This is a genomic window from Georgenia sp. Marseille-Q6866, assembly GCF_965111665.1.
The window spans coordinates 1-21491 of sequence record NZ_CBCOOR010000015.1 but is presented as its reverse complement, the minus strand read 5'-3'; the positions used below and the strand labels follow the sequence as shown (position 1 = coordinate 21491).

At 74.7% G+C, this 21491-nt stretch carries 16 protein-coding genes and 2 pseudogenes; 5 read left to right on the top strand and 13 right to left on the bottom strand.

All coding sequences use genetic code 11. From position 1 onward, the window contains the following. The 3 genes from topA to ACWPXV_RS13030 all read right to left on the bottom strand — a co-directional run bounded on the left by topA (nt 1) and on the right by ACWPXV_RS13030 (nt 5114). A complete protein-coding gene (topA, locus tag ACWPXV_RS13040; protein WP_454085611.1) occupies nt 1–2724 on the bottom strand; it encodes a type I DNA topoisomerase in 2724 nt (907 codons plus the stop codon). A 72-nt stretch (nt 2725–2796) separates the two neighbouring features. Further along, the gene (locus ACWPXV_RS13035; protein ID WP_454085610.1) at nt 2797–3522 is read right to left on the bottom strand and encodes a YqjF family protein; all 726 of its coding nucleotides are present in this window, start codon (nt 3520–3522) and stop codon (nt 2797–2799) included. A gap of 44 nt (nt 3523–3566) precedes the next feature. Continuing rightward, nucleotides 3567–5114: a DUF7059 domain-containing protein gene (locus ACWPXV_RS13030; RefSeq protein ID WP_454085609.1), complete on the bottom strand. Its 1548-nt coding sequence runs from the start codon at nt 5112–5114 to the stop codon at nt 3567–3569. 125 nt (nt 5115–5239) lie between these two features. Between ACWPXV_RS13030 and ACWPXV_RS13025 the strand changes: the two genes are divergently transcribed. Both ACWPXV_RS13025 and ACWPXV_RS13020 read left to right on the top strand, forming a co-directional pair. Continuing rightward, nucleotides 5240–7267, top strand: a complete 2028-nt coding sequence (locus tag ACWPXV_RS13025) for a bifunctional metallophosphatase/5'-nucleotidase (RefSeq protein ID WP_454085608.1) — start codon at nt 5240–5242, stop codon at nt 7265–7267. 95 nt (nt 7268–7362) lie between these two features. Beyond that, nucleotides 7363–8259 (top strand): 3-methyladenine DNA glycosylase, encoded by an 897-nt coding sequence (locus tag ACWPXV_RS13020; RefSeq protein ID WP_454085607.1) that lies wholly within the window; start codon nt 7363–7365, stop codon nt 8257–8259. A gap of 518 nt (nt 8260–8777) precedes the next feature. Here ACWPXV_RS13020 and ACWPXV_RS13015 read toward each other — a convergent pair. Next, entirely contained in the window at nt 8778–11087 is a 2310-nt protein-coding gene (locus tag ACWPXV_RS13015; RefSeq protein ID WP_454085606.1) for a sodium-translocating pyrophosphatase, read from the bottom strand. Between the two features lie 229 nt (nt 11088–11316). Here ACWPXV_RS13015 and ACWPXV_RS13010 point away from each other — a divergent pair, with 229 nt between their 5' ends. Next, nucleotides 11317–13728, top strand: a complete 2412-nt coding sequence (locus ACWPXV_RS13010) for a DEAD/DEAH box helicase (protein ID WP_454085605.1) — start codon at nt 11317–11319, stop codon at nt 13726–13728. A 46-nt stretch (nt 13729–13774) separates the two neighbouring features. On the opposite strand, the pseudogene ACWPXV_RS13005 reads toward ACWPXV_RS13010, so the two are convergent. The 9 genes and pseudogenes from ACWPXV_RS13005 to ACWPXV_RS12965 form a co-directional block, all read right to left on the bottom strand. Further along, a pseudogene (locus tag ACWPXV_RS13005) lies at nt 13775–14071 on the bottom strand (Rv3654c family TadE-like protein); the annotation flags it as partial. Nucleotides 14072–14122: 51 nt separating this feature from the next. Further along, nucleotides 14123–14446: a TadE family type IV pilus minor pilin gene (locus ACWPXV_RS13000; protein ID WP_454085604.1), complete on the bottom strand. Its 324-nt coding sequence runs from the start codon at nt 14444–14446 to the stop codon at nt 14123–14125. 55 nt (nt 14447–14501) lie between these two features. Beyond that, nucleotides 14502–14711: a DUF4244 domain-containing protein gene (locus ACWPXV_RS12995; protein WP_251305796.1), complete on the bottom strand. Its 210-nt coding sequence runs from the start codon at nt 14709–14711 to the stop codon at nt 14502–14504. Between the two features lie 127 nt (nt 14712–14838). After that, nucleotides 14839–15387 carry a type II secretion system F family protein gene (locus ACWPXV_RS12990; protein WP_454085603.1) on the bottom strand — a complete coding sequence of 183 codons (549 nt, stop codon included), beginning with the start codon at nt 15385–15387 and terminating at the stop codon, nt 14839–14841. Continuing rightward, a complete protein-coding gene (locus ACWPXV_RS12985) occupies nt 15384–16109 on the bottom strand; it encodes a hypothetical protein (RefSeq protein ID WP_454085602.1) in 726 nt (241 codons plus the stop codon). Before ACWPXV_RS12985 ends, ACWPXV_RS12990 begins: the two co-directional genes overlap by 4 nt. Further along, nucleotides 16106–17257, bottom strand: coding sequence for a TadA family conjugal transfer-associated ATPase (locus tag ACWPXV_RS12980; protein WP_454085601.1), 1152 nt, complete (start codon nt 17255–17257; stop codon nt 16106–16108). Before ACWPXV_RS12980 ends, ACWPXV_RS12985 begins: the two co-directional genes overlap by 4 nt. Beyond that, nucleotides 17254–18243: a septum site-determining protein Ssd gene (gene ssd / locus ACWPXV_RS12975; RefSeq protein WP_454085600.1), complete on the bottom strand. Its 990-nt coding sequence runs from the start codon at nt 18241–18243 to the stop codon at nt 17254–17256. Before ssd ends, ACWPXV_RS12980 begins: the two co-directional genes overlap by 4 nt. 111 nt (nt 18244–18354) lie before the next feature. Then, nucleotides 18355–18504 carry a methionine/alanine import family NSS transporter small subunit gene (locus tag ACWPXV_RS12970; protein WP_454085599.1) on the bottom strand — a complete coding sequence of 50 codons (150 nt, stop codon included), beginning with the start codon at nt 18502–18504 and terminating at the stop codon, nt 18355–18357. Then, nucleotides 18501–20039 carry a sodium-dependent transporter gene (locus tag ACWPXV_RS12965; RefSeq protein ID WP_454085598.1) on the bottom strand — a complete coding sequence of 513 codons (1539 nt, stop codon included), beginning with the start codon at nt 20037–20039 and terminating at the stop codon, nt 18501–18503. The genes ACWPXV_RS12970 and ACWPXV_RS12965 overlap by 4 nt, the downstream gene beginning before the upstream one ends. A 158-nt stretch (nt 20040–20197) precedes the next feature. On the opposite strand from ACWPXV_RS12965, the gene ACWPXV_RS12960 reads away from it, so the two are divergent. Beyond that, complete coding sequence (locus ACWPXV_RS12960) at nt 20198–20986, top strand: HAD family hydrolase (protein ID WP_454085597.1); 789 nt, start codon at nt 20198–20200, stop codon at nt 20984–20986. 69 nt (nt 20987–21055) lie between these two features. Continuing rightward, nucleotides 21056–21491, top strand: a pseudogene (locus ACWPXV_RS12955) (hypothetical protein); the annotation flags it as partial.

The following is a 21491-nucleotide window of genomic DNA, read 5'->3' as shown; positions in this document are numbered from 1 at the left end:
TCAGGCCTTCTTCTTCGCGGGCGCCTTCTTGGCGGCGGGCTTGCGGGTGGGCGTCTTGCGGGTGGTCGTCTTCTTGGCCGGCGCCTTGGCGCGCTTCTCGGCGAGGAGCTCGTAGGCGCGCTCGGGCGTGACCGTCTCGACGGGGTCGTCCTTGCGGAGCGTCGCGTTGGTCGTGCCGTCGGTGACGTACGGGCCGAAGCGGCCGTCCTTGACGACGACGGGCTTGCCGCTGACCGGGTCCTCGCCGAGCTCGCGCAGCGGCGGCTTGGCGGTGGCCCCGCGGCCGCGCTTGGGCTGCTTGTACAGCTCCAGGGCCTCCTCGAGGGTGATCTCGAAGATCTGGTCCTCGCCGTCGGGCAGGGTCCGGGAGTCGGTGCCCTTCTTGAGGTAGGCGCCGTAGCGGCCGTTCTGCGCGGTGATCTCCTCACCGGACTCCGGGTCGGTGCCCACGACACGCGGCAGGGACAACAGCCGCAGCGCGTCCTCGAGGTTCACCGTCTCCAGCTGCATCGTCTTGAACAGTGACGCCGTGCGCGGCTTGGGTGCGGCCTTCTTCCTCGCCGGCTTCTTCGCGCCCTCGGCGGCGGGAGCCTCCTCCGGCTCGGGGAGCACCTCGGTGACGTAGGGCCCGTAGCGACCGGTCTTGGCGATGATCATGTGCCCGGTCTCGGGGTCGGTCCCCAGCTCGCGGCCGTCCTCGGCGCTGGCGGCGAGCAGCTCGCGCGCCTTCTCGACCGTGAGCTCGTCGGGGGCGACGTCGTCGGGCACGGAGGCGCGCTTGCCCTCCTCGTCGGCCGTCTCGAGGTAGGGGCCGTAGCGGCCCACGCGCAGCGTGATGCCCTCGCCGATGTCGATGCTGTTGACGGCGCGGGCGTCGATGTCGACGAGGTTCTCGACCTGGGTGCGCAGTCCCTCGCGCTCCCCCTCGCCGCGGTAGAACCGCGCGAGCCACTCGACACGGTCCTCCTGGCCGGCGGCGATCTGGTCGAGGTCGGTCTCCATCGCGGCGGTGAAGTCGTAGTCGACGAGCCGCGGGAGGTACTCCTCGAGCAGCCGGACGACGGAGAACGCCAGCCAGGTCGGCACGAGGGCCTGGCCGCGGCGCTCGACGTAGCCACGGTCGGTGATGACGGAGATCGTCGCGGCGTAGGTGGAGGGACGGCCGATGCCGCGCTCCTCCATCACCTTGACGAGGCTCGCCTCGGTGTAGCGCGGCGGCGGGGTGGTCTCGTGGCCCTCGGCGCGGACGGACTCGGTGCCGACCGGGTCCCCCTCGGCCAGCTGCGGCAGGCGGGTCTCCTTCTCCTGTGCGGCGGACTCGGCGTAGCGCTCGGCGTCGCGGCCCTCCTCGTAGGCGGCGAGGAAGCCGCGGAAGGTGATGACGGTGCCGGAGGCGCTGAGCTCGGCCTGGCGGGTGCCGTCGGCCAGGGCGGCGTCGGCCCGCAGCCGCACGGTGGCGGTGGAGCCGGCGGCGTCGGCCATCTGGGAGGCGACGGTCCGCTTCCAGATGAGCTCGTAGAGCCGGAACTGGGCGCCGGTGAGCTGGCCGGCCACCTGGGCGGGGGTGCGGAAGGAGTCACCGGCGGGCCGGATGGCCTCGTGCGCCTCCTGGGCGCCCTTGGACTTCTGCGCGTAGAAGCGGGGCTTGGCCGGCACGTACTCCGCGCCGTACAGCTCGGTGGCCTGCGCCCGAGCCGCGGCGATCGCCTGCTGCGACAGCGCCGAGGAGTCGGTACGCATGTAGGTGATGAAGCCGTTCTCGTACAGGCCCTGCGCGGTGCGCATGGTCTCCCGAGCACTCAGCCGCAGCTTGCGGCTCGCTTCCTGCTGCAGCGTGGAGGTGGTGAAGGGCGCGGCGGGACGGCGCGTGTACGGCTTGGTCTCCATCGAGGCGACCCGCGCGGGAGCCTGCTCAAGCGCCTGCGCCACGGCCGTGGCGGTGGCCTCGTCGAGGTGGACGACGCTGCCCTTGCGGGCGGCCGCGGTGAGCTGGCCGTCGTCGCCGAAGTCGCGACCGGTGGCCACCTTCTGGCCGTCGAGGGTGACGAGACGTGCCTCGAAGGGGCGGGTGCCGCCGCCGTCGTCGCCGGTGAAGGTGCCCCTGACGTCCCAGTAGGAGGCGGAGCGGAAGGCCATGCGCTCGCGCTCCCGCTCGACGACCATCCGGGTGGCCACGGACTGCACGCGGCCGGCGGAGATGCGCGGGCGGACCTTGCGCCACAGGAGCGGGGAGACCTCGTAGCCGACGAGGCGGTCGAGGATGCGGCGGGCCTCCTGCGCGTCGACGAGACGCTCGTCGAGCTCGCGGGTGTTCTCCAGCGCCCGGGTGATGGCCTCCTTGGTGATCTCGTGGAAGACCATCCGCTTGACCGGCACCTTGGGCTTGAGGACGTCGAGGAGGTGCCAGGCGATGGCCTCCCCCTCGCGGTCCTCATCGGTGGCGAGGTAGAGCTCGTCGGCCTCCTTGAGGGCGCGCTTGAGCTCGGTGACCTTCTTCTTCTTGTCGGCGTCGACGACGTAGTACGGCTCGAAGTCGCCCTCGACGTCGATGGCGAACTTGCCGAAGGGGCCCTTCTTCATCTCGGCGGGCAGCTCGGAGGGCTGAGGCAGGTCGCGGATGTGTCCGACGCTGGCCTCGACGTCGAACTCCGGCCCGAGATATCCGCCGATGGTGCGCGCCTTTGCGGGCGACTCGACGATCACGAGCTTGCGGGAACCTGTCACCGCCTACCTTCCTTCTGTCCACAGGGGGCGTGTCGGGGTGACGGTACCTGATGGGACTGGCGGGCGTCGGCGTCAGCTCGGCCTGGGCAGCCCCAGACGGGTGCGCACCCCGGGCGAGAAGTGGACGAGCGGAGCACCCGTCGGCGCGGGCAGGCCGGCCGCGCCCAGGACGTCCCCGGCCTCGACGACGACGGCGCGCGCCTCGTGCAGCGGCCAGTCCGGGTGGGCCACGGGGACCTGCCACAGCCGTCCCGCCCGGCGGCTGAAGGCCCACCACCGCGCGCTGAGGAACCGGGTGAGGTCGTCGGTGTCGACGGGGGCGCCGACCTCGATCTCGGCGCGCAGGCGGACGGGGGCACGCCAGGGCACGAGTCGGTCGCTGCGGTAGCGGACCGTGCCGGGCACCTCGCCGTCGCCGTCGACCGCGACGTCCCCACGGCACCACATGTACGGCAGCCCGAGGACGCGCGCCGCCGCGACGATCCAGAGGCGCGCGGCGTCGAGGGAGAAGAACCAGACGCCGCTCGTCCCGTTGGCGTGGCGCACGTAGGTACGGCAGTTGAGCTCGGGGAAGGAGGAGAGGTGGGGCAGCGGCGGCAGGCCCGGTGTCCGGACGGCGTGCATCCGGAACGGGACGACCCCCACCCACGCCCGGCCGTCGACGGTCTCGACGGTCAGCCCCTCCGGCAGGAGCGCCTGCACGACCTCCGGCGGGTAGGACCAGTGGAGGAAGGTGAGATCGAGCCAGCCCTGGAGGTTGACCGCCCGGAAGGTGTGCGGGCCCGGCGCCTGGTCCATGCGCGAAACCTACTCCGCGCGGGCGGTGTCCCGCGCCTGCCCGCTCAGTCGGCGGTGGGGACGAGGAGCCCGTCGAGGACGAGGTCGCGGACGGCGGGCAGGACCTCGGCGGCGACGGCGTCGGCGGGCTGGTCGAGGACGACGGCGAGCCCCCCGACGATCTGCCCGACCGTCAGCTCCCCGTCGCAGGCGCCGACGGCCCCGGCGACGAGCGTGCCGAGCTGGTAGGTGCGGCCGAAGCCGCCGCCCTGGCGCAGCAGGAGGACGCGCGGGTCGGGCTCGCCCGGGCGCAGGTGGCGCTCCTCGGTGACGTCCTCGGCCACCCGGAGGGTCTGCGCCGCGAGCGCGGCGTCGTCGGTCGCGGCGAGCCACTCCTGGGCGGCGAGCACGTGGGCGACGTGCCCACCGAGCGGTCCCTGCACCGGCGAGGTCAGCTCCTCGACGCGGCGCCAGCGCGGGCCGGTGTCCGCGGCGGGCCGGCGCAGGACGAGGTAGCCGAAGCCCACGGCGTCCACGCCGCGGGCGGCGAAGTCGTCGAGCCACGCGGACAGCGCGGCGTCGAAGAGCGCGCTGCCGGGCCGCAGCCCGCCGTCGCGCAGCCAGGTGTGGGCGTACTCCGCCGGGTCCTGCACCTCGCGCTGGACCACCCAGCCGTCGGTGCCGGCGGCCTCCAGCCAGCCGCCCACCCGCTCGCGCCAGTCCTCCCCGGCGTGGTGCTCCCAGTTGCCCAGGAGCTGCGCCACGCCGCCCGGCGCCAGGTGGTCCCCGAGCCCGGAGACGAGGTCGGCGACGAGCGAGTCGCCGGGCCGGGCGCCGTCGCGGTACTCCATGACGGGCAGGCCGGCGGCGTGGGCGGCCGGCGGGGTGATGACGAAGGGCGGGTTGGACACGACGAGGTCGAAGCGCTCCCCGGCGACCGGCTCGAGCAGCGAGCCCTCGCGCAGCTCCAGCGGCGTCCCGGCGAGCGCGGCGTTGAAGGCGGCGAAGTCCAGGGCACGGCGCGAGACGTCGGTGCCCAGGACGTGGTCGGCGTGCCGGGACGCGTGGAGCGCCTGGACACCGCAGCCCGTGCCGAGGTCGAGCACGCGCGGCCGGTGGTCGCGCACGGTGATGCGGGCGAGGGTGAGGGAGGCGCCCCCGATCCCGAGGACGTGGTCGGCCTGGAGGCCGCGGCCCGTCGCGAGCTCACCGAGGTCCGAGGCGAGCCACCAGCGGGCGTCACCGGCCGCGTCGCTGGCCTCGTAGGGACGGAGGTCGACGGCGGCGCGCACCTCGTCGTCGTCGCCCTCCCCCGCCGCGGTGACGAGCCCGACGGCGGTGGCCCCCGCCGTCGTCGTCCGCGGCAGCGCGGTGTCGAGCGCCGCCCGGGTGACCGGGTCACCGAGGAGGAAGAGCCGGGTGAGGACGGCGGCGGGCTCGGTGACCCCGTCCGTGGCCCGACGGGCGGCGACCGGTTCCTCCCGCTGCAGGGCCGCGGTGGCGACCGGACCGAGCGTGTCCTCGACGGCGGCGCGGGTGTAGCCGGCGGCGAGGTCGGCGCGCAGGCCGTCGGCGAGCGCAGCGGGCAGGCGGGGCGGGAGGGGGCTCGGCATGGACCCGAGAGTACGGGGGTGTCCTGTGTCACAGCCGGGCGCTAGCCTCGTCAGCGTCTGCCGACGGCGTGCCTGACCGGCCCGTGCGGTGGCAGCACACGTCCACACCCACCCGGAAGGACCACATGCGCACACGCAGAGCAGTTCCCGCCGCGACGACGGCGGCGCTCCTCCTGGCAGCGGCGGCCGCGCCCGCCGTCGGCCAGCCCGTCGAGCCGGACCGGCTCGAGCTCACACTCCTCGCCACCACGGACGTCCACGGTCACGTCTACGACTGGGACTACTTCCGCAACCAGCCCTTCCCCGAGGACGACTCGCTCGGGCTCACCCGTGTCGCGACGGCCGTCGAGGAGGTCCGCGCCGAGAGGGGCGAGGACTCCGTCCTCCTCCTCGACAACGGTGACGCTATCCAGGGCACGCCGCTCACCTACTACTACGGCATGGGGCAGGGCCGGCAGTCCGTCCTCGATGACGAGGTCACCCACCCGATGGCCGCCGCCTTCAACGCCCTGGACTACGACGTCCAGGTCGTCGGCAACCACGAGTACAACTACGGGCTCGACCTCCTGTCCGCCTACGGCGAGGACCTCGACGCACCGCTGCTCGGGGCCAACGTCATCGACGTCGAGACGGGCGAGCCCTACCACCAGCCCTACGAGCTCGTGGAGATGGACATCGACGGCGAGGACGTCACCGTCGGCGTCATCGGCCTGGTGACCCCCGGCGTGCGGGTCTGGGACAAGCAGCACGTCGAGGGCGTCCTGGAGTTCCAGGACATGGTGACCGCCGCGGAACGGTGGGTCCCGGAAGTGGACGCTCTGGCCGACGTCGTCGTCGTCATCGCCCACACCGGCCTGGGCAACGTGGAGAACGACGCCTACGACCGCGACGCGCTCCACGAGGACGTCACGAACAACATCGCACACTTCGTGCCGGGCATCGACGTCATCGTCGCCGGCCACACCCACCAGGACCGTCCGCAGGAGCTGCTGACGAACGTCGAGGGCGAGAGCGTCCTCATGACCCAGCCGAGCTACTGGGCGCGCTCGCTCACCGAGACGACGCTCGGCCTCGTGCCCGACGCCGAGGACGGCTGGGAGGTCGACTGGAGCGAGGCCGGTGCCCCCACGGCGGTGGCGCACCGCGGCACCGACTACGCCGAGGACGAGGGCCTGCAGGAGCTGCTCGCCGAGGAGCACGCGACGACGGTCGACTACGTCAACACCCCGGTGGCGGAGTCGGTCACCGACCTGCTGGCCGAGACGTCCCGTTACGAGGACACCCCGATCATCGACTTCATCAACCACGTCCAGCAGACGACCGTCGAGGCGGCGCTCGGCGAGGAGGAGAGCGCCGGACGCACGGTCATCTCCCAGGCCTCGCCCTTCTCGCGCACGGCCGTCTTCCCCGAGGGCGAGGTGACGATCGCCGACATCGCTGGGCTGTACATCTACGAGAACACGCTGTCGGCGGTGGTCCTCACCGGTGCCGAGCTGCGCGACTACCTCGAGTACTCGGCGCGGTACTTCAACCAGGTGGCGGAGGGGGCGGAGTTCGACCCCGAGACCGGCACGAACGCCGTCTACCCGGACCGTCCGGAGGGAGTGCCGGACTACAACTACGACGTCATCTCGGGGCTGGAGTACGTCATCGACATCTCCCAGCCGGTGGGCGAGCGGCTCGCGAGCCTCACCTATCCCGACGGCGAGCCCGTGGGCGAGGACGACGAGTTCGTCATGGCCGTGAACAACTACCGCCAGAGCGGCGGTGGTGCCTACCCGCACGTCGCGGAGGCCGAGGTCGTGTACGACGAGCGGCTGGAGATCCGCCAGCTGCTCATCGAGTGGGCCCAGGAGCGCGGGGTCATCGACCCGGCGGACTTCTTCGTCGAGAACTGGTGGCTCGTCACCGAGCCGCTACCCGAGCCGCAGCCGACGACGCCCGGCGAGGAGCCCACCGAGGAGCCGAGCACCGCGGACCCCGCGCCGACCACCGCGCCGCCGAGCCCCGACGCGACGACACCGCCAGCGGCGGCCGGGCCCGGCCGCCTGCCGAGCACCGGCGCCCCGGTGCTGGCGCTTGTGGGTCTGGCGCTGCTCACCGTGGCCGGCGGGGCCGGCCTGCTCGCCCACCGTCGCCGAGCCGCCCTGTAGCTGCCCCCTCCCCCTCATCGTCGAGAGCTGAGTTGTTACCGGAGCAGCTCGGCTCTCGGCGGGGAGGAGGGCGGTGGGCTGCCTAGGCTGGGGGCATGACCGTGACGGCAGTGGTGGAGGCTCGGGTGCTGGCCGCGCCCGAGTGGCTCGCGCGCGAGTCGCGCCACCGGGAACGGGCGCTGGAGCTCACCCGCACGCACCGCGAGCGCCGCTCGCGCGGCGAGAAGCACCCGGTCGAGGACTTCCTCTTCGACTACTACGCGCTCCGCGCCGGACGGCTCGACCGCTGGCACCCCGGCACCGGCGTGACGCTCCTCGCCGACGACGACGAGCTGCTGGCCGGCCGGGCCGGGTGGCGCTGGCACGTGCGCACCCCCGACGGCGGTGTGCGGCTGGACGCGGACGCCTTCGTCGCCGACCGCGGGCCGGCGCTGCGCCAGCTCCTCACCGTCCTGCGCGCCACCGCCGCGCGTCCCGCGCACCTGGGCTGCCTCGGCCTGCACGAGTGGGCGATGGTCTACCGGCAGCCGGAGGCCGAGCGGCGTCACGACCTCCCGCTGCGCCTGGGACCGGAGGGGACCGACGCGGTGGTCGAGGGGCATCCCGTGCGCTGCACGCACTTCGACGCCTTCCGCTTCTTCACCCCCGCCGCGCGGCCGGTCAACCGGCTGCAGCCCTCCCGGGAGAACCAGCCCGAGCTCGAGCAGCCCGGTTGCCTCCACGCGAACATGGACCTCATGCGCGCGGCCCTCACCCTCGGGCCGGCGTGCCCCGGGGAGCTGCTCCTCGACTGCGTCGCGCTGGCCCGCGACATCCGGGTCCTCGACATGCGGGCCTCCCCCTACGACGTCACGTCCCTGCGCCACCGCCCGGTGGCCATCGAGACGGCCGAGGGCCGGGCGGAGTACGTGGCGGCGCAGCGCGCCTTCGCGGAGCGGTCCGCTCCCCTGCGCGAGCGGCTCGTCGCCGTCGGGGAGGGGCTGGGACTGTGAGCGCCCCCCGGACCGCCGCCCTCGCCGTCGTCGTCCTCCTGCTCACCGCCTGCGGGGGTGAGCCCTCCCCCGGCGAGACGCCCGAGGAGACGCCGTCGTCCCACGAGCTGCCGGCGCCGACGACGCCCGCACCCAGCAGTTCCGCCGTCGAGCGGACGCCGCAGGTCGACGCGGCCGTCGCGGACCTCGCCGCACACCTCGAGGTCGAGCCGGCAGAGGTCACCGTGGTGAGCCACGAGGACGTCACGTGGCCCGACGGCTCCCTCGGCTGCCCGCGGCCGGGGATGAGCTACACCCAGGCCCAGGTGCCCGGCGCCCGCCTCGTGCTCGCGGCCGAGGGCCGGGTTCTCCTACCACGCCGGCCGCAGCGGCGACTTCGCCCGCTGCAACTCCCCCGCCTGACCACGCCACCACCCCTCCGAAAGCTGACCTCCTCTCACATATGGGCGATTTCTGCAGCGCCGAGTGCCGTCGAGCCGCAGAAATCGCCCATGAGGAGTGGGGGGGGGGCGTCGGCGTCAGCGCGGACTGGCTGCGGCGACCGCGGCGCGGGCCTCGTTCTCCTGGTCGACCTTCGCGGCCCGCAAGCGGGAGGCGATGACGGCGCCGAAGGCAACCGCGGCGGCCGCCGAGGCGATGCCGATGCGCAGCACGTGGTTGGCGTCGGCCGGCACGCTCAGCTGGACCACGGCGGGCGCGATGAGGAGCGCGACGAGGTTCATCACCTTGATGAGCGGGTTGATGGCCGGGCCGGCGGTGTCCTTGAACGGGTCACCGACCGTGTCCCCGATGACGACGGCGGCGTGCGCGTCGGAGCCCTTGCCGCCGTACTTCCCGTCCTCGATGATCTTCTTCGCGTTGTCCCACGTCCCACCGGCGTTGGCGAGGAACACCGCCATGAGCACCCCGGCGGCGATCGACCCGCCGAGGAAGCCGGCCAGCGGACCGACGCCGAGCCCGAAGCCCACCGCGATCGGAGCGAAGGCGGCGAGCAGTCCGGGGGTGGCGAGCTCGCGCAGCGAGTCGCGGGTGCAGATGTCGACGACGCGGCCGTACTCGGGGCGCACCTCGCCGGTCATGATGCCCGGGTTCTCCCGGAACTGGCGGCGCACCTCGAAGACGATGGCGCCGGCCGCCCGGGTGACGGCGTCGATCGCGAGGCCGGAGAAGAGGAAGACCGTGGCGGCGCCGAGGATGACGCCCACGAGGGTCACCGGCGAGATGATGTCGTAGGCGAGCATCGAGGTGATGACCCCGCCGGCGACCTCCTTGCCGGAGTCGAGGATGTCCTGCAGGGACGTCGCGACGGCGTCGGCGTAGGAGCCGAAGAGCGCCGTGGCGGCCAGGACCGCGGTGGCGATCGCGATGCCCTTGGTGATGGCCTTGGTCGTGTTCCCAGCGGCGTCGAGGTCGGTGAGGATCTGGGCGCCCTCCTCGTCGACCTCCCCAGACATCTCGGCGATGCCCTGGGCGTTGTCCGACACGGGCCCGAAGGTGTCCATCGCGACGATGACGCCGACGGTGGTGAGCAGCCCGCAGCCGGCGAGCGCGACGAGGAAGAGCGAGAGCCACACCGAGCCGCCCGCGAGGAGGAAGACGCCGCAGATCGCGGCGGCGATGATGCCGGCCGTGTAGACGGCCGACTCGAAGCCGACCCCGATGCCGGACAGCACGACGGTCGCGGCACCGGTCTGGGACGTGCTGGCCACGTGCAGGGTGGGCTTGGAGGTGGTGCCGGTGAAGTAGCCGGTGAGCCACAGGATGATGCCGGCCAGGACGACGCCGATCGTCACGGCGGCGGCGGCGATGAGCCGCGGGTCGCCGGAGTGGTCGGCGAGCTCGGCGCTCACCCCGGTGATGGCACCGAAGGTGGACGGCAGGTAGAGGAAGGCGGCGAGCGCCGCGAGGAGCACCCCGGCGAGCGCGGAGATGTAGAAGCCGCGGTAGATCGTCGTGAGCGCGTCCTCGGTGCCCCGCACCCGCGTGATGACCACGCCGAGGACGGCGACGACCGCGCCGATGGCCGCGACGATGAGCGGGAAGATGATGCCCTGCTCGCCGAAGGCGGCCTTGCCGAGGATGAGGGAGGCCACGAGCGTGACGGCGTAGGACTCGAAGAGGTCGGCGGCCATGCCGGCGCAGTCGCCGACGTTGTCACCGACGTTGTCGGCGATGGTGGCTGCGTTGCGCGGGTCGTCCTCGGGGATGCCCTGCTCGACCTTGCCGACGAGGTCGGCGCCGACGTCGGCGGCCTTGGTGAAGATGCCTCCGCCCACCCGCATGAACATCGCGAGCAGGGCGGCGCCGAAGCCGAAGCCCTCGAGCACGGCCGGCGCGTCGCCCTGGAAGATGAGCACGACGCCGGCCGCGCCGAGCAGGCCGAGGCCGACGACGGACATGCCCACGACCCCGCCCGTGCGGAAGGCGATGCGGGCACCCTCCGCGCGACCGCCCGGGTGCTGGGCGGACGCGGCCACGCGCAGGTTGGCGCGAGTGGCCAGCCACATGCCGAGGTAGCCGATCGCGGCGGAGAACCCGGCGCCGAAGAGGAAGGCGACGGCGCGGCCCACCTTGATCCCGCCGTCACCGGGCAGCAGGAACAGCAGCGCGAAGACGACGACGACGAACAGCGCCAGCGTCCGGAACTGCCGGTTGAGGTAGGCGCGGGCGCCCTCCTGGATCGCCTGGGCGATCTCCCTCATCCGGACCGACCCCTCGTCGGCCGCGAGCACCTGCCCGCGCAGCACGACCGCGATGAGCAGCGCGACGACCGCGACACCCGCGATGACCCCGACTATGACCAGACTTGACGCACTCAGCTCGAGCATCCGCCCTCCTCGGCAGTGCCCACCGGCGCTCACAGCAGTGTCAGCGCTCGGCGGCGTTCGTGCGGCGCAACCGCCGCGCATTGACGTGCCGGAGTCTACGCACGTCGGCGGCTCCTGCCGAGCACTTCAGGTGGGGACGACGCGAGAATCGGGCTGTCGGACGACCCCGCTCGTTCCTCCGTCCAGTCCTCGTGCCGCCCCGCGGCGCCTGCGGGGCGATGATGGCGGGGTGACCGAGCTCCTCCCCCTCCTGCACCAGCTCGGCGAGGGCGACGACCGGCTCCTCCACGTCGAGCGGATCCCCGCACGCCCGGGGCGCACGGGCGACTGGCCCGCGTGGGCGGACACCGACCTCGTCGCGGGCTACCGGCGGCTGGGCGTCGAGGCGCCCTGGGAGCACCAGGTCGAGGCGGCCGAGTCCGTGTGGTCGGGGCGGCACACCGTCATCGCGACGGCCACCGGCTCGGGGAAGTCGCTGGCGGCGTGGCTGCCGGCGATCAGCGCCGTGCGGGAGGGCGCCGAGGCGGCGGCCGGCCCGGGCTCCGGCCGGATCGCCGGCTACGCCCGCCGGCCCACGACGCTGTACCTCTCACCGACGAAGGCTCTGGCCGCGGACCAGCTCGCCAGTCTCGAGCGGCTCCTCGACGCGGCGTCGCTGCGGGGCGTGCGGGCCACCACCTGCGACGGCGACACCCCGCTCGCCGAGCGGGACTGGGCCCGCGACCACGCCGACATCGTGCTGAGCAACCCGGACTTCCTCCACTTCTCCATGCTGCCCCGCCACCGGCGCTGGCAGCGGCTGCTGCGCGGGCTGCGCTTCGTCGTCGTCGACGAGTGCCACGCCTACCGCGGGGTGCTGGGCGCGCACGTGGCCCTGGTGCTGCGCCGGCTGCTGCGCGTGGCCGAGCACTACGGCGCGCGCCCGACGGTGGTCCTCGCCTCCGCGACGACCGGTGACCCGGCCGCGACCGGTGCCCGCCTCATCGGGGTCGACCCCGCCGAGGTGCACGCGGTCGTCGAGGACACGGCGCCCAGCGGGACCCGCACGATCGTCCTGTGGCAGCCCGGCTTCACCCGGGAGGGTCGCCAGTGGCCCGCGGAGGGGGTCGTGCTGCCGGAGGAGCAGGCCGAGCTCGACGCCGCCGGCCCCCGGCGCAGCGCGTCCAGCGAGGCGTCCGCGCTCGTCGCCCGCCTCGTGCGGGCCGGCGCGCGCACGCTCGCCTTCGTCCGCTCCCGCTACGGGGCCGAGGCGGTGGCCGAGCAGATCCAGCACCAGCTCGCCGGGACCGGCCTGTCGGACCGTGTGGCCGCCTACCGCGGCGGCTACCTCCCCGAGGAGCGCCGCGCCCTGGAGCGGGCCCTGCGGGAGGGGGACCTGCTGGCGCTCGCGACGACAAACGCGCTCGAGCTGGGCCTGGACGTCTCCGGGTTGGACGCCGTCGTCATGACCGGCTGGCCGGGCACCCGCGTGTCGATGTGGCAGCAGGCCGGCCGCTCCGGCCGCGCCGGGCGGGACGGCCTGGCGGTGCTGGTCGCCTCGGAGGACCCGCTGGACGCCTACCTCGTCCACCACCCCGAGGCGGTCTTCGGCCAGGCGGTGGAGGTGACGACCTTCGACCCCGCCAACCCCTACGTCCTCGCCCCGCACCTGTGCGCCGCGGCCGCGGAGGTCCCGCTCACCGAGGCCGACCTGCCACGCTTCGGACTGGCCGACGACTCCCTGCTCCAGCTCCTCACCGCGCAGGAGTTCCTGCGCCGCCGCCCGAACGGCTGGTTCTGGAACTTCTCCCGGCCCGAGCAGCCCTCCTCCCTCACCGACCTGCGCGGTGGTCACGGCCAGCCGGTGCAGGTCGTCGAGGCCGGGACGGGCCGCGTGCTCGGCACGGTCGACGGCGCGCGCGCCGACGGCACGGTCCACCCGGGCGCCGTCTACGTCCACCAGGGCCGCACCTTCGTCGTCGACCAGCTCGCCGACGACGTCGCCCTCGTCCACGCCGAGCCCGAGGTGTCCTACCGGACCAAGGCACGCAGCGCGACGACCGTGCGGATCATCGAGGAGCAGGAGCACGCCGAGTGGTCCCACCCCGGCGGCGCCACCGTGCGGTGGTCCCGCGGGGCGGTGGAGGTGACCTCCCAGGTGACCGGCTTCGACCGGCGCCGGCTGCCCGGGCTGGAGATCGTCGGCAGCTACCCGCTCGAGCTGCCCGAGCGCGTCCTGCGCACGAGCGCGGTGTGGTGGTCGGTGAGCGCGGAGGCGCTGGCGGAGGTGGGTGTGGGCGCCGACGTGCTGCCCGGCGCGCTCCATGCCGCCGAGCACGCGTCCATCGGGCTGCTGCCGATCGTCGCCACCTGCGACCGGTGGGACCTCGGTGGCCTGTCGACCGCCGTCCACCAGGACACGCTCGTGCCCACGGTGTTCGTCCACGACGCCTACCCGGGCGGGGCGGGTTTCGCCGAGCGCGGCTTCCGCGCGGCCCGGGAGTGGCTCACCGCGACCCTCGGCGCGGTGGCCGGCTGCGGCTGCGCCGACGGCTGCCCGAGCTGCGTGCAGTCGCCCAAGTGCGGCAACGGCAACTCGCCCCTCGACAAGGCGGCGGCGGTGCGCGTGCTGCGCTTCCTCGTCGCCGCCTGCCCCGCGTAGCCCGGGCGGCCGACGCGCCGCCGCCTCGCTGCGCCGGTCCGGCGCGCGCGCCCGCTCGCGCCACGAGCCCCGGGCCGACCTCCCGGGCGACCTCGACCGTCACCTCCTCCCCCTGGACTGCGCAGCCGGTCAGGGCGGTCCCGTACGCGGACGCGACCTGTGCCGCCACGGCGCAGGCGCCGGCCCCCGCTCCGGGCGCGTGCAGGCGCTCGGCCGCGGCCAGGGCTGCGAGGTCGGCGGCGGCCTGGGCCGACCCGCGTCCCGCCACCACCTGTCCGAGCGTCGCGACCGCGACGAGGAGGACGAGCGCGACGGCGACCACCCCGATCCCCAGGACGGTCCCCGAGCCTCGCTCCCGGCCTCGGGGGCGGCGGGCCGCCCCGGCGGGTGGCGCTCACGGCCCCGGCTCCACCCAGGCCCGGGCGCTGGCCCGGGCCTCGAGCGTGCCGGCGCCCAGTACCCCGGAGGTCACCGGACGCGAGACGATAACCTCCACCCACGCCCCGTCGATGTCGACGCTCACGGCGGCGTCCGCGCCGGCGAGCTCGCGGGCGACGGACGTGACGACCGCCGCCGGCTCACCGATCGCCGCCGCCCGGGCCGCGGCGCGTGCCGCGTCGGCGCAGCGCACCTGCCCGAGCACGGCCGCACCCAGGGTGCAGCACACGAGCAGGACCATGACGACGGCGGGCAGGACGAGCGCCAGCTCGGCCGTCACCGCGCCCCGCTCGTCTCCGGGACGCGCGCGGCGCCGTCCTGCCCCGCCGTCCACGTCATCCCACCTGGAGGGCCTGGCGGATGATGCCGAGGAGGAAGCCCCGCACCTCGGCACTGCGCAGGATGACGAGGAGCAGCCCGGCGAAGCCCGCCGCGGCGAGGGTGGCGATGGCGTACTCGGCCGTGGCCATGCCGGCCTCGGCGGTGCGCCGCAGCGTCCGCAGGCGGGCCTGCAGTGACGCTCGTGCAGTTCGTGCCCAACGCATGATGGTCGTCCTTTCGTCGGTCCGGCTGCGAGTCAGCCGGTCCGTCCACTGTGGGTCCGCGTCCCCACGTGCTGCCGAGGCCGGTGCCCCTTCTGTGCACGGCGCCCCCGCGAGGCGGGCCTGGGGCTCAGCCCCCGAGCAGCGAGCCGACCCCCGAGAGGAGCACCGGCGCCATCGCGAGCAGGACGAAGGCCGGCAGGAAGCACAGGCCCAGTGGCAGGACGAGGCGCGCGCCGAGGCGGGCCGCGGCCTCCTGAGCCTCCTGACGACGGCGGGAGCGGATCGACGCGGCGGCCTGCCGCACGAGCGGGCACGGGTCCACGCCGTCGGTCCAGCCCGGCTCCAGGGCTGCCGCGAGGGGCCGGAGCGACGGCGGGCAGCGCTCCCAGGCCTCCTCCCACGTGGCCCCCAGGCGCAGGGACGTGGCGGCGGAGCGCAGCTGGTCCGCCACGGGGTCGGGGGTGGTGGCTGCCGCAAGGGCCGCGAGCGCCCCGGGCACCGACGCGCCAGACGCGAGGGCGACGTCGAGGAGGTCGAGGAGGACCGCGGCGTCGGTCCCGAGGGGTGGCCGCGTCGTCCGGCGTCGTGCCGGCCGCGCGCGTGGAGCGCCGGGCCGCGCGAGCAGCCAGGGCAGCGCGGCAAGGGCGACCGCGAGCAGCAGCAGCGCACCGCTCACCGCCGTGCCGCCGCCCGCGAGCGCCGCGGCCCCACGTGGCCCGGCGCCTCCGCGGCGGTGACGAGTGCGGCCGTCCACCTCCGCCCCGCGAGGAGCAGGAGCAGCCCGGCGAGCACGCTGGCCGTCCCCCAGCCGCCGTCGGTCGCCGAGCCGAGAGGGTCGGCGCCGAGGCCCGCGCCGAGCAGGAGGCCGAGGAGCGGCAGGCCGGCGAGGATCCGCGCGGTGGAGCGGGGCCCGGCGAGCGCCACCCGGCGGGCGTCACGGGCCTGCTCCGCCTCGGTCACCGTCACGGCGCAGCGGTCGAGCACCTCGGCCAGCGGGGAGCCGAGGGTGTGCGTGAGCCGGCTGGCGGCGACCACGGTGCGGACCGCGGCGGCAGCCGCCGGGTCTGCGGCGCAGTGGACGGCGAGACGGCTCAGCGCGGGCGGGATGCCGTCGTCCCCGCCATGACCTGCACCGTCCCCGTCCGGGACCTCGTCCGGACCGAGGAGCCGGCCCACCGTCGCCGCCCAGGCGGCCTCGGGCGTCGCGCCGGTCCGCAGCCGGCTCGCCACCTCGGTGACGAAGATGGCGAGGTCCAGCCTCCTCGGACGCCGCCGTCCGCGGGGCGGCCACCACCGGCGGGACCACCCCACCCGCGGCCCGTCCCGCGTCGAGGGCACCGGACGCCCCGGCGCCCACGCGACCGCCGCGAGCAGGGCGAGGAGCACGAGGAGCGTCATGTCCGCTCCCGCCGGTCGAGGCGGTCGGCGAGCGCCGGCCACGCGGGTCCCTCCCGCACCTCCCCGCGGGCCGTGACCCGCAGCGCGGTGTCGCACACGAGCTCGGGGCCGCGACGCGCGAGGACGCCGACCTCCGTCAGCCGCCGCCCGCCCTCGGTCCGGCTCACGTGGAGGACGGCGTCCAGCGCGCTCACGGCCTGGACCGCGACGGCGTGCTCCCCGAGCCCGGCGAGGGACCCGAGGGCGATGAGCCGGGCGGGCACGTCGGCCGGGGCGTTGGCGTGGACGGTGGCCCAGCCGCCGTCGTGGCCGGTGTTGAGGGCGCCGAGGACCTCGCGCACCTCCGCGCCGCGGCACTCCCCGAGGACGAGGCGGTCGGGCCGCATCCGCATCGCAGCGCGGACGAGCTCGGCCATCTCCACGCCGCCGGCCCGCTGGACGTTGGCCCGGCGCACCTGGAGGTGGACGACGTGGGGGTGGTCGGGCCGCAGCTCGACGGCCTCCTCGATGCAGACGATCCGCTCGTGGGGTCCCACGGTGGACAGCAGCGCGGCGAGGAGCGTCGTCTTGCCGGCCCCGGCGGCGCCGCTGACGAGGACGTTGGCGCGCGTGGCGACCAGCCCGCGCAGGACGTCGGCGAGCGGCGCCGCGACCGTGCCGCCGGCGACGAGCTCCTCGACGGTCAGGGCCCGGCCGCGCTGGGTACGCAGGCTGATGAGCGTGCCGTCTGCGGAGACAGGCGGCAGGACCGCGTGGAGGCGGGTGCCGTCGGGCAGTGCGCCGTCGACGACCGGGCACGCCTCGTCGAGCCGCTGGCCGCACGCCGCCGCCAGCCGGGTGGCCAGTGCCCGGACCGCCGCCTCCCCGCCGAGCTCCATCGGGACGGGCACCAGCCCCCGGCCGCGGTCGGCCCACACGCCACGGGGTCCGTTGACGAGCACGTCCGTCACGAGCGGGTCCTCGAGGAGGTCCTGCAGCTCCCCGGCGCCCACCAGCGCGGCCCGGGCGCGCGCGTCGAGCTCCAGCAGTGCCCGCCAGCCCTGCGCCGCCTGTCCCGCCACGCCGACGACGGCGGAGCTCACGGCCGCCCCGTCGGCCTCGCCCCCGCCGCGGGCCACCGCCGCGCGGACGTCGGCCACCGACGTCATGGGCCCAGCCCCACCGTCCGCAGCAGCCGGCGCCCGGTGGCGACGAGCGGTCCACGGCGCTGGTCGCCCGGCGACAGCCCGCGCTCGACCCCTGCGGTGAAGGCGCGCTCGGGACGCAGGACCGCGGCGAGCGGCCGTCCGCAGACGTCGGCGACGTCCTCGGGGAGCAGCGTGCCCGCTGCCGGTCCCCGCACCACCAGCCGCACCTCGCCGAGGACACCCACCGCGGCCGCGGCAGCAGCGGCCGCCCGGGTGTCGCAGGCGGTGAGGAGGACCGTCTCGTCGCACAGCGCCAGCCACTCGCGCTCCGCGCCGGGTGCGAGCACCGCGCGCGGCAGGTCGAGGACGAGTGCGTCGGCCGCCCGGGTCAGCGCGCCGACGGCGTCGAGGGCCACCGGGTGACCGCCCGCCACGCCGCCGCGGACGTCCGAGGACAGCACCCGTGCCCCGTGCCACTGGGGCAGCGCCGCCATGAGCCGGTCGGGCGGGAAGCCGCCGCGCTCGGTGAGGACGTCGCACCAGCGCGGGCCGGGGTCGTGCTCCACGCCGAGCAGCACCTCGAGCCCGCCGCCGGCGGGGTCGAGGTCGACGAGCGCCGTCGTCCGCCCGGCCGTCACCGCCAGCCGCGCGAGGACGGCGGCGAGCGCGGAGGTCCCCACGCCGCCCACGGCACCGACCAGCCCCACCACCCGGGCACGGCGGGGTGCGGCCGCGCGGCTGAGCGCGTCGAGCACCACCTCGGCGTCCGCGGGCAGGGTCAGCCCGCCGTCACCGAGCTCGAGCACCTCCCCGGTGGTGGCGCTCCCCCGCCAGGGCGGGTCGGCCGGCTCGGCGCGGTCGTCGATGAGCACCGCCGCCGCCGTCGGCGGGTCGCTGCCGCGTGCGCGCACCTCGAGCTCGACGCCCGCGAGGACGCACAGCCGCCGCACCCGCTCGACGACGTGACGGTCCCCCGAGCGGAGTGCCGCCCGTACCCCTGCCTCCATGCTCGCCCTCCTCGCTCATCACGAGGATGACCAGCCGGGGGGCGCCACCGCGCAGGCGCGGTCCCCTGCTGGGGAGGAGCAGCTCGTGAGCCGGCCCTGGGGACCGGCGGCTCAGCGCCGAGGAGGCCGGTACTGTCCGGGCTGCACCGGGGTGTCCTCGTCCTCGAGCGGATGCTTGACGAGGAAGGTGATGGCCACGGCGAGCCCTCCCCAGATGATGAGGATGGAGATCACCATGAGCGCGATCGAGAGCGAGGTCATCGCCGGGCCTCCTCGGGCAGCGGGTCGGGAGTGAAGTCGTCGATGGACCGGCGCCACGGGATGAGCGTGTAGACGAGGGCGGCGACGGCCATGAGCCCCAGCACGCCCCAGCCGGCGACGGCGAGGAAGGACCGCGGGTACCCCTCGTAGGGTTCCTCGACGAGGCCGAGGACGCTCGAGACGAGCATGACCACGAGCGCGATGGGCACGATCACCCCGACGAGCAGGCTCCACCAGCGACCGACGTGACCGGTGGACACCGCGTTGAGGTGGGCACGCAGCTCCGGCAGCTTGCGGGCACCGAGCGTGACGATGACGCAGGTGAGGATCGCGGAAAGGACGACGCCGACCTCGTTCGTGTGCTTGTCGACCGTGTCGAGGATCGCCAGGCCCGAGGTCGAGGAGTACAGGACGAGGGAGATGACGGCCGCGAGGCCGCCGATGAGGAGCGAGACCTGCACCCGGCTGAGCCCGAACTTCTCCTGGAAGGCGGCCGAGACCACCTGGAGGATCGAGATGAGCGAGGTGAAGCCGGCGAGCGCCAGGGAGGTGAAGAACAGCACCCCGAAGATGGGGCCACCCGGCATCGCCGACACGATCTGCGGGAAGGTGGCGAAACTGAGCATCGGCCCCGTGAGGTTCTCCAGCTCCCCCACAGCCACGCCCTGCTGGGCGGCCATGAAGCCGAGGGTGGCGAAGACACCGATCCCGGCGAGCAGCTCGAAGGAGGAGTTGGCGAAGGCGACGACGTACGCGGTGGGGGCGACGTTGGAGCGGCGCCTGAGGTAGCTCGAGTACGTGATCATGATGCCGAAGGCGATCGACAGCGAGAAGAAGATCTGGCTGTAGGCGGCGATCCACACGTTGGCGTCGCCCAGCGCCTCCCAGTTCGGGGTGAAGAACTCGTTGAGGCCCTCGACCGCGCCATCGAGGAAGAGGGCACGCACGACGAGGATCGCGAAGAGGATGACGAGGAGCGGCATGAAGATCTTGTTCGCCCGCTCCAGCCCCCGCTGGACGCCCAGGGCGAGGACGACGAGGACGACGAGCCACAGCACGAGCATCGGCCAGAAGATCCCGCCGACGAAGTCGGTGCTCAGCTCGGCACCGCTGTACTGGAGAAAGTCCTCGATGAAGAAGGCGCCGGGGTCGTCGCCCCAGGCGAGGTCGACGGAGAAGCCGATGTACCGGATCGCCCACACGACGATGACCGTGTAGTAGGTGGCGATGATGAAGGAGATGGCCACCTGGAACCAGCCCAGCGGCTCGAACTTCTTCCCCAGCCGCCGGAAGACCGAGGGCGCCGACCCGCGGAAGCGGTGCCCGAGGGAGTAGTCGAGCAGGAGGATCGGGATGCCGGCCGTGAGGAGCGCGACGAGGTAGGGGATGAGGAAGGCGCCGCCGCCGTTCTCGTAGGCCACGCCCGGGAAGCGCCAGATGTTCCCCAGGCCCACCGCCGATCCGATGGCGGCGAGGATGAAGCCGTACTGGCCGGTCCACTGCTCGCGTTCCGGCGTCGTCGTGCGCTCTGCCATCGCGTCCCCTCGTCGTCTCAGCCCACCCTCGTCGGTGGTGCCGCGCAATCTAGCCCTCCCGCTCGGGCAGCGACGAGCGCACGTCTCACCTGTCGGACACGTCCTCCTGGGTGGGACGTCGGAGGGGGCCGTTAAGGTCGGGGGAAGGAGGTTCTTCAGTGCCACACACGTCCCCGGGTCGTCCCGCCGCGTTCTTCGACCTCGACAAGACCGTCATCGCCGGGTCCTCGTCGCTCGCCCTGTCCAAGGCGTTCTACGCCGACGGGCTGCTCACCCGCGCCGGGGCGCTGCGTGGCCTCTACGCCCAGCTCGGCTACCTCTCCTTCGGCGCCGACCATGACCAGACCGAGCGGATGAAGGAGCGCCTCGCGCGCGTCTCCCTCGGCTGGGACGCGGCCCGGACCGAGGCCGTGGCCGCCGCGGCCGTCGACTCGCACGTGCGTCCGGTCGTCTACCAGGAGGCGCTCGACCTCATCGCCGCGCACCAGGCCGCCGGCGAGGACGTCGTCGTCGTCTCCGCGTCGAGCGAGGCCGTCGTCCGCCCGATCGGGGAGCTCCTCGGCGCCGACCACGTCATCGCGACCCGGCCCGTCGTCACCGACGGCCGCTTTACCGACCAGCTCGAGTTCTACGCCTACGGGCCGACGAAGGCGACGGCGATCCGCGAGCTCGCCCGCGAGCGCGGCTACAACCTCGCCGCCAGCCACGCCTACAGCGACTCCGTCACCGACCTGCCGATGCTCGAGGCGGTCGGGAACCCGGTCGCGGTCAACCCGGACCGCGCCCTGCGCCGCCACGCCACCGCCCAGGGGTGGCAGGTGCGCGACTTCTCCCGCCCCGTACCCGTGCGGCCCCGCCGCCGCCCCGGTGCGCAGCTGGCCGTGGCTGCCGGCGCGGTCCTGCTCGCCGCCGTCGTGTGGCGGGCTCGCCGACGCGCCGAGCCCTGACCGGCGCGCCGCCCCCCGCGGCAGGTCCGCGCCTCGCTACGTTGAGAATCGCAGACCCGAGGAGGCGACGTGTCCGACAACCCCTATGAGCGCGACAACCCCGACGAGCCGGTCGAGCCGGTGAGTGCCGACGCCCCGACCGACTCAGGCGGCGCGACCCAGGCCCCGTCCGACGCACCGTGGTCGCAGCGGCTCGACCCCGCACCCCCCGCCGACGACGCACCCTGGCTCGCCCAGGACGACGGCGCCCGGCCGTCCCCGGCCGACGGCGACACCGGCCCCGTCCCCGCCGTCCCCGCCGACGCGGGCCCGGAGCGAGCGGCCCCTGCCGTGGACCACGGTCCGGCTCCGGCCGCGCCGGACCCGCACGCCGACGGCGAGCAGCCCGTGGACGACGCGACCGGCGCCGACCACCGCGCCACCGCCGACGACGAGCCGACCGGCACCCGCGGCGAGCCGACCACCGTCCTCCGCGAGGAGACCGGCGACGCCGAGCGCACCCAGG

What these genes read in the sequence shown, in the direction of transcription:
- ACWPXV_RS13035 (WP_454085610.1), bottom strand. Translation starts at nt 3,522, where the DNA reads ATGGACCAGGCGCCGGGCCCGCACACCTTCCGGGCGGTCAACCTCCAG.
- ACWPXV_RS13015 (WP_454085606.1), bottom strand. Translation starts at nt 11,087, where the DNA reads ATGCTCGAGCTGAGTGCGTCAAGTCTGGTCATAGTCGGGGTCATCGCG.
- ssd (WP_454085600.1), bottom strand. Translation starts at nt 18,243, where the DNA reads ATGGAGGCAGGGGTACGGGCGGCACTCCGCTCGGGGGACCGTCACGTC.
- ACWPXV_RS12995 (WP_251305796.1), bottom strand. Translation starts at nt 14,711, where the DNA reads ATGCGTTGGGCACGAACTGCACGAGCGTCACTGCAGGCCCGCCTGCGG.
- ACWPXV_RS12965 (WP_454085598.1), bottom strand. Translation starts at nt 20,039, where the DNA reads ATGGCAGAGCGCACGACGACGCCGGAACGCGAGCAGTGGACCGGCCAG.
- ACWPXV_RS13030 (WP_454085609.1), bottom strand. Translation starts at nt 5,114, where the DNA reads ATGCCGAGCCCCCTCCCGCCCCGCCTGCCCGCTGCGCTCGCCGACGGC.
- ACWPXV_RS13020 (WP_454085607.1), top strand. Translation starts at nt 7,363, where the DNA reads ATGACCGTGACGGCAGTGGTGGAGGCTCGGGTGCTGGCCGCGCCCGAG.
- ACWPXV_RS13025 (WP_454085608.1), top strand. Translation starts at nt 5,240, where the DNA reads ATGCGCACACGCAGAGCAGTTCCCGCCGCGACGACGGCGGCGCTCCTC.
- ACWPXV_RS12970 (WP_454085599.1), bottom strand. Translation starts at nt 18,504, where the DNA reads ATGACCTCGCTCTCGATCGCGCTCATGGTGATCTCCATCCTCATCATC.
- ACWPXV_RS12980 (WP_454085601.1), bottom strand. Translation starts at nt 17,257, where the DNA reads ATGACGTCGGTGGCCGACGTCCGCGCGGCGGTGGCCCGCGGCGGGGGC.
- ACWPXV_RS12985 (WP_454085602.1), bottom strand. Translation starts at nt 16,109, where the DNA reads ATGACGCTCCTCGTGCTCCTCGCCCTGCTCGCGGCGGTCGCGTGGGCG.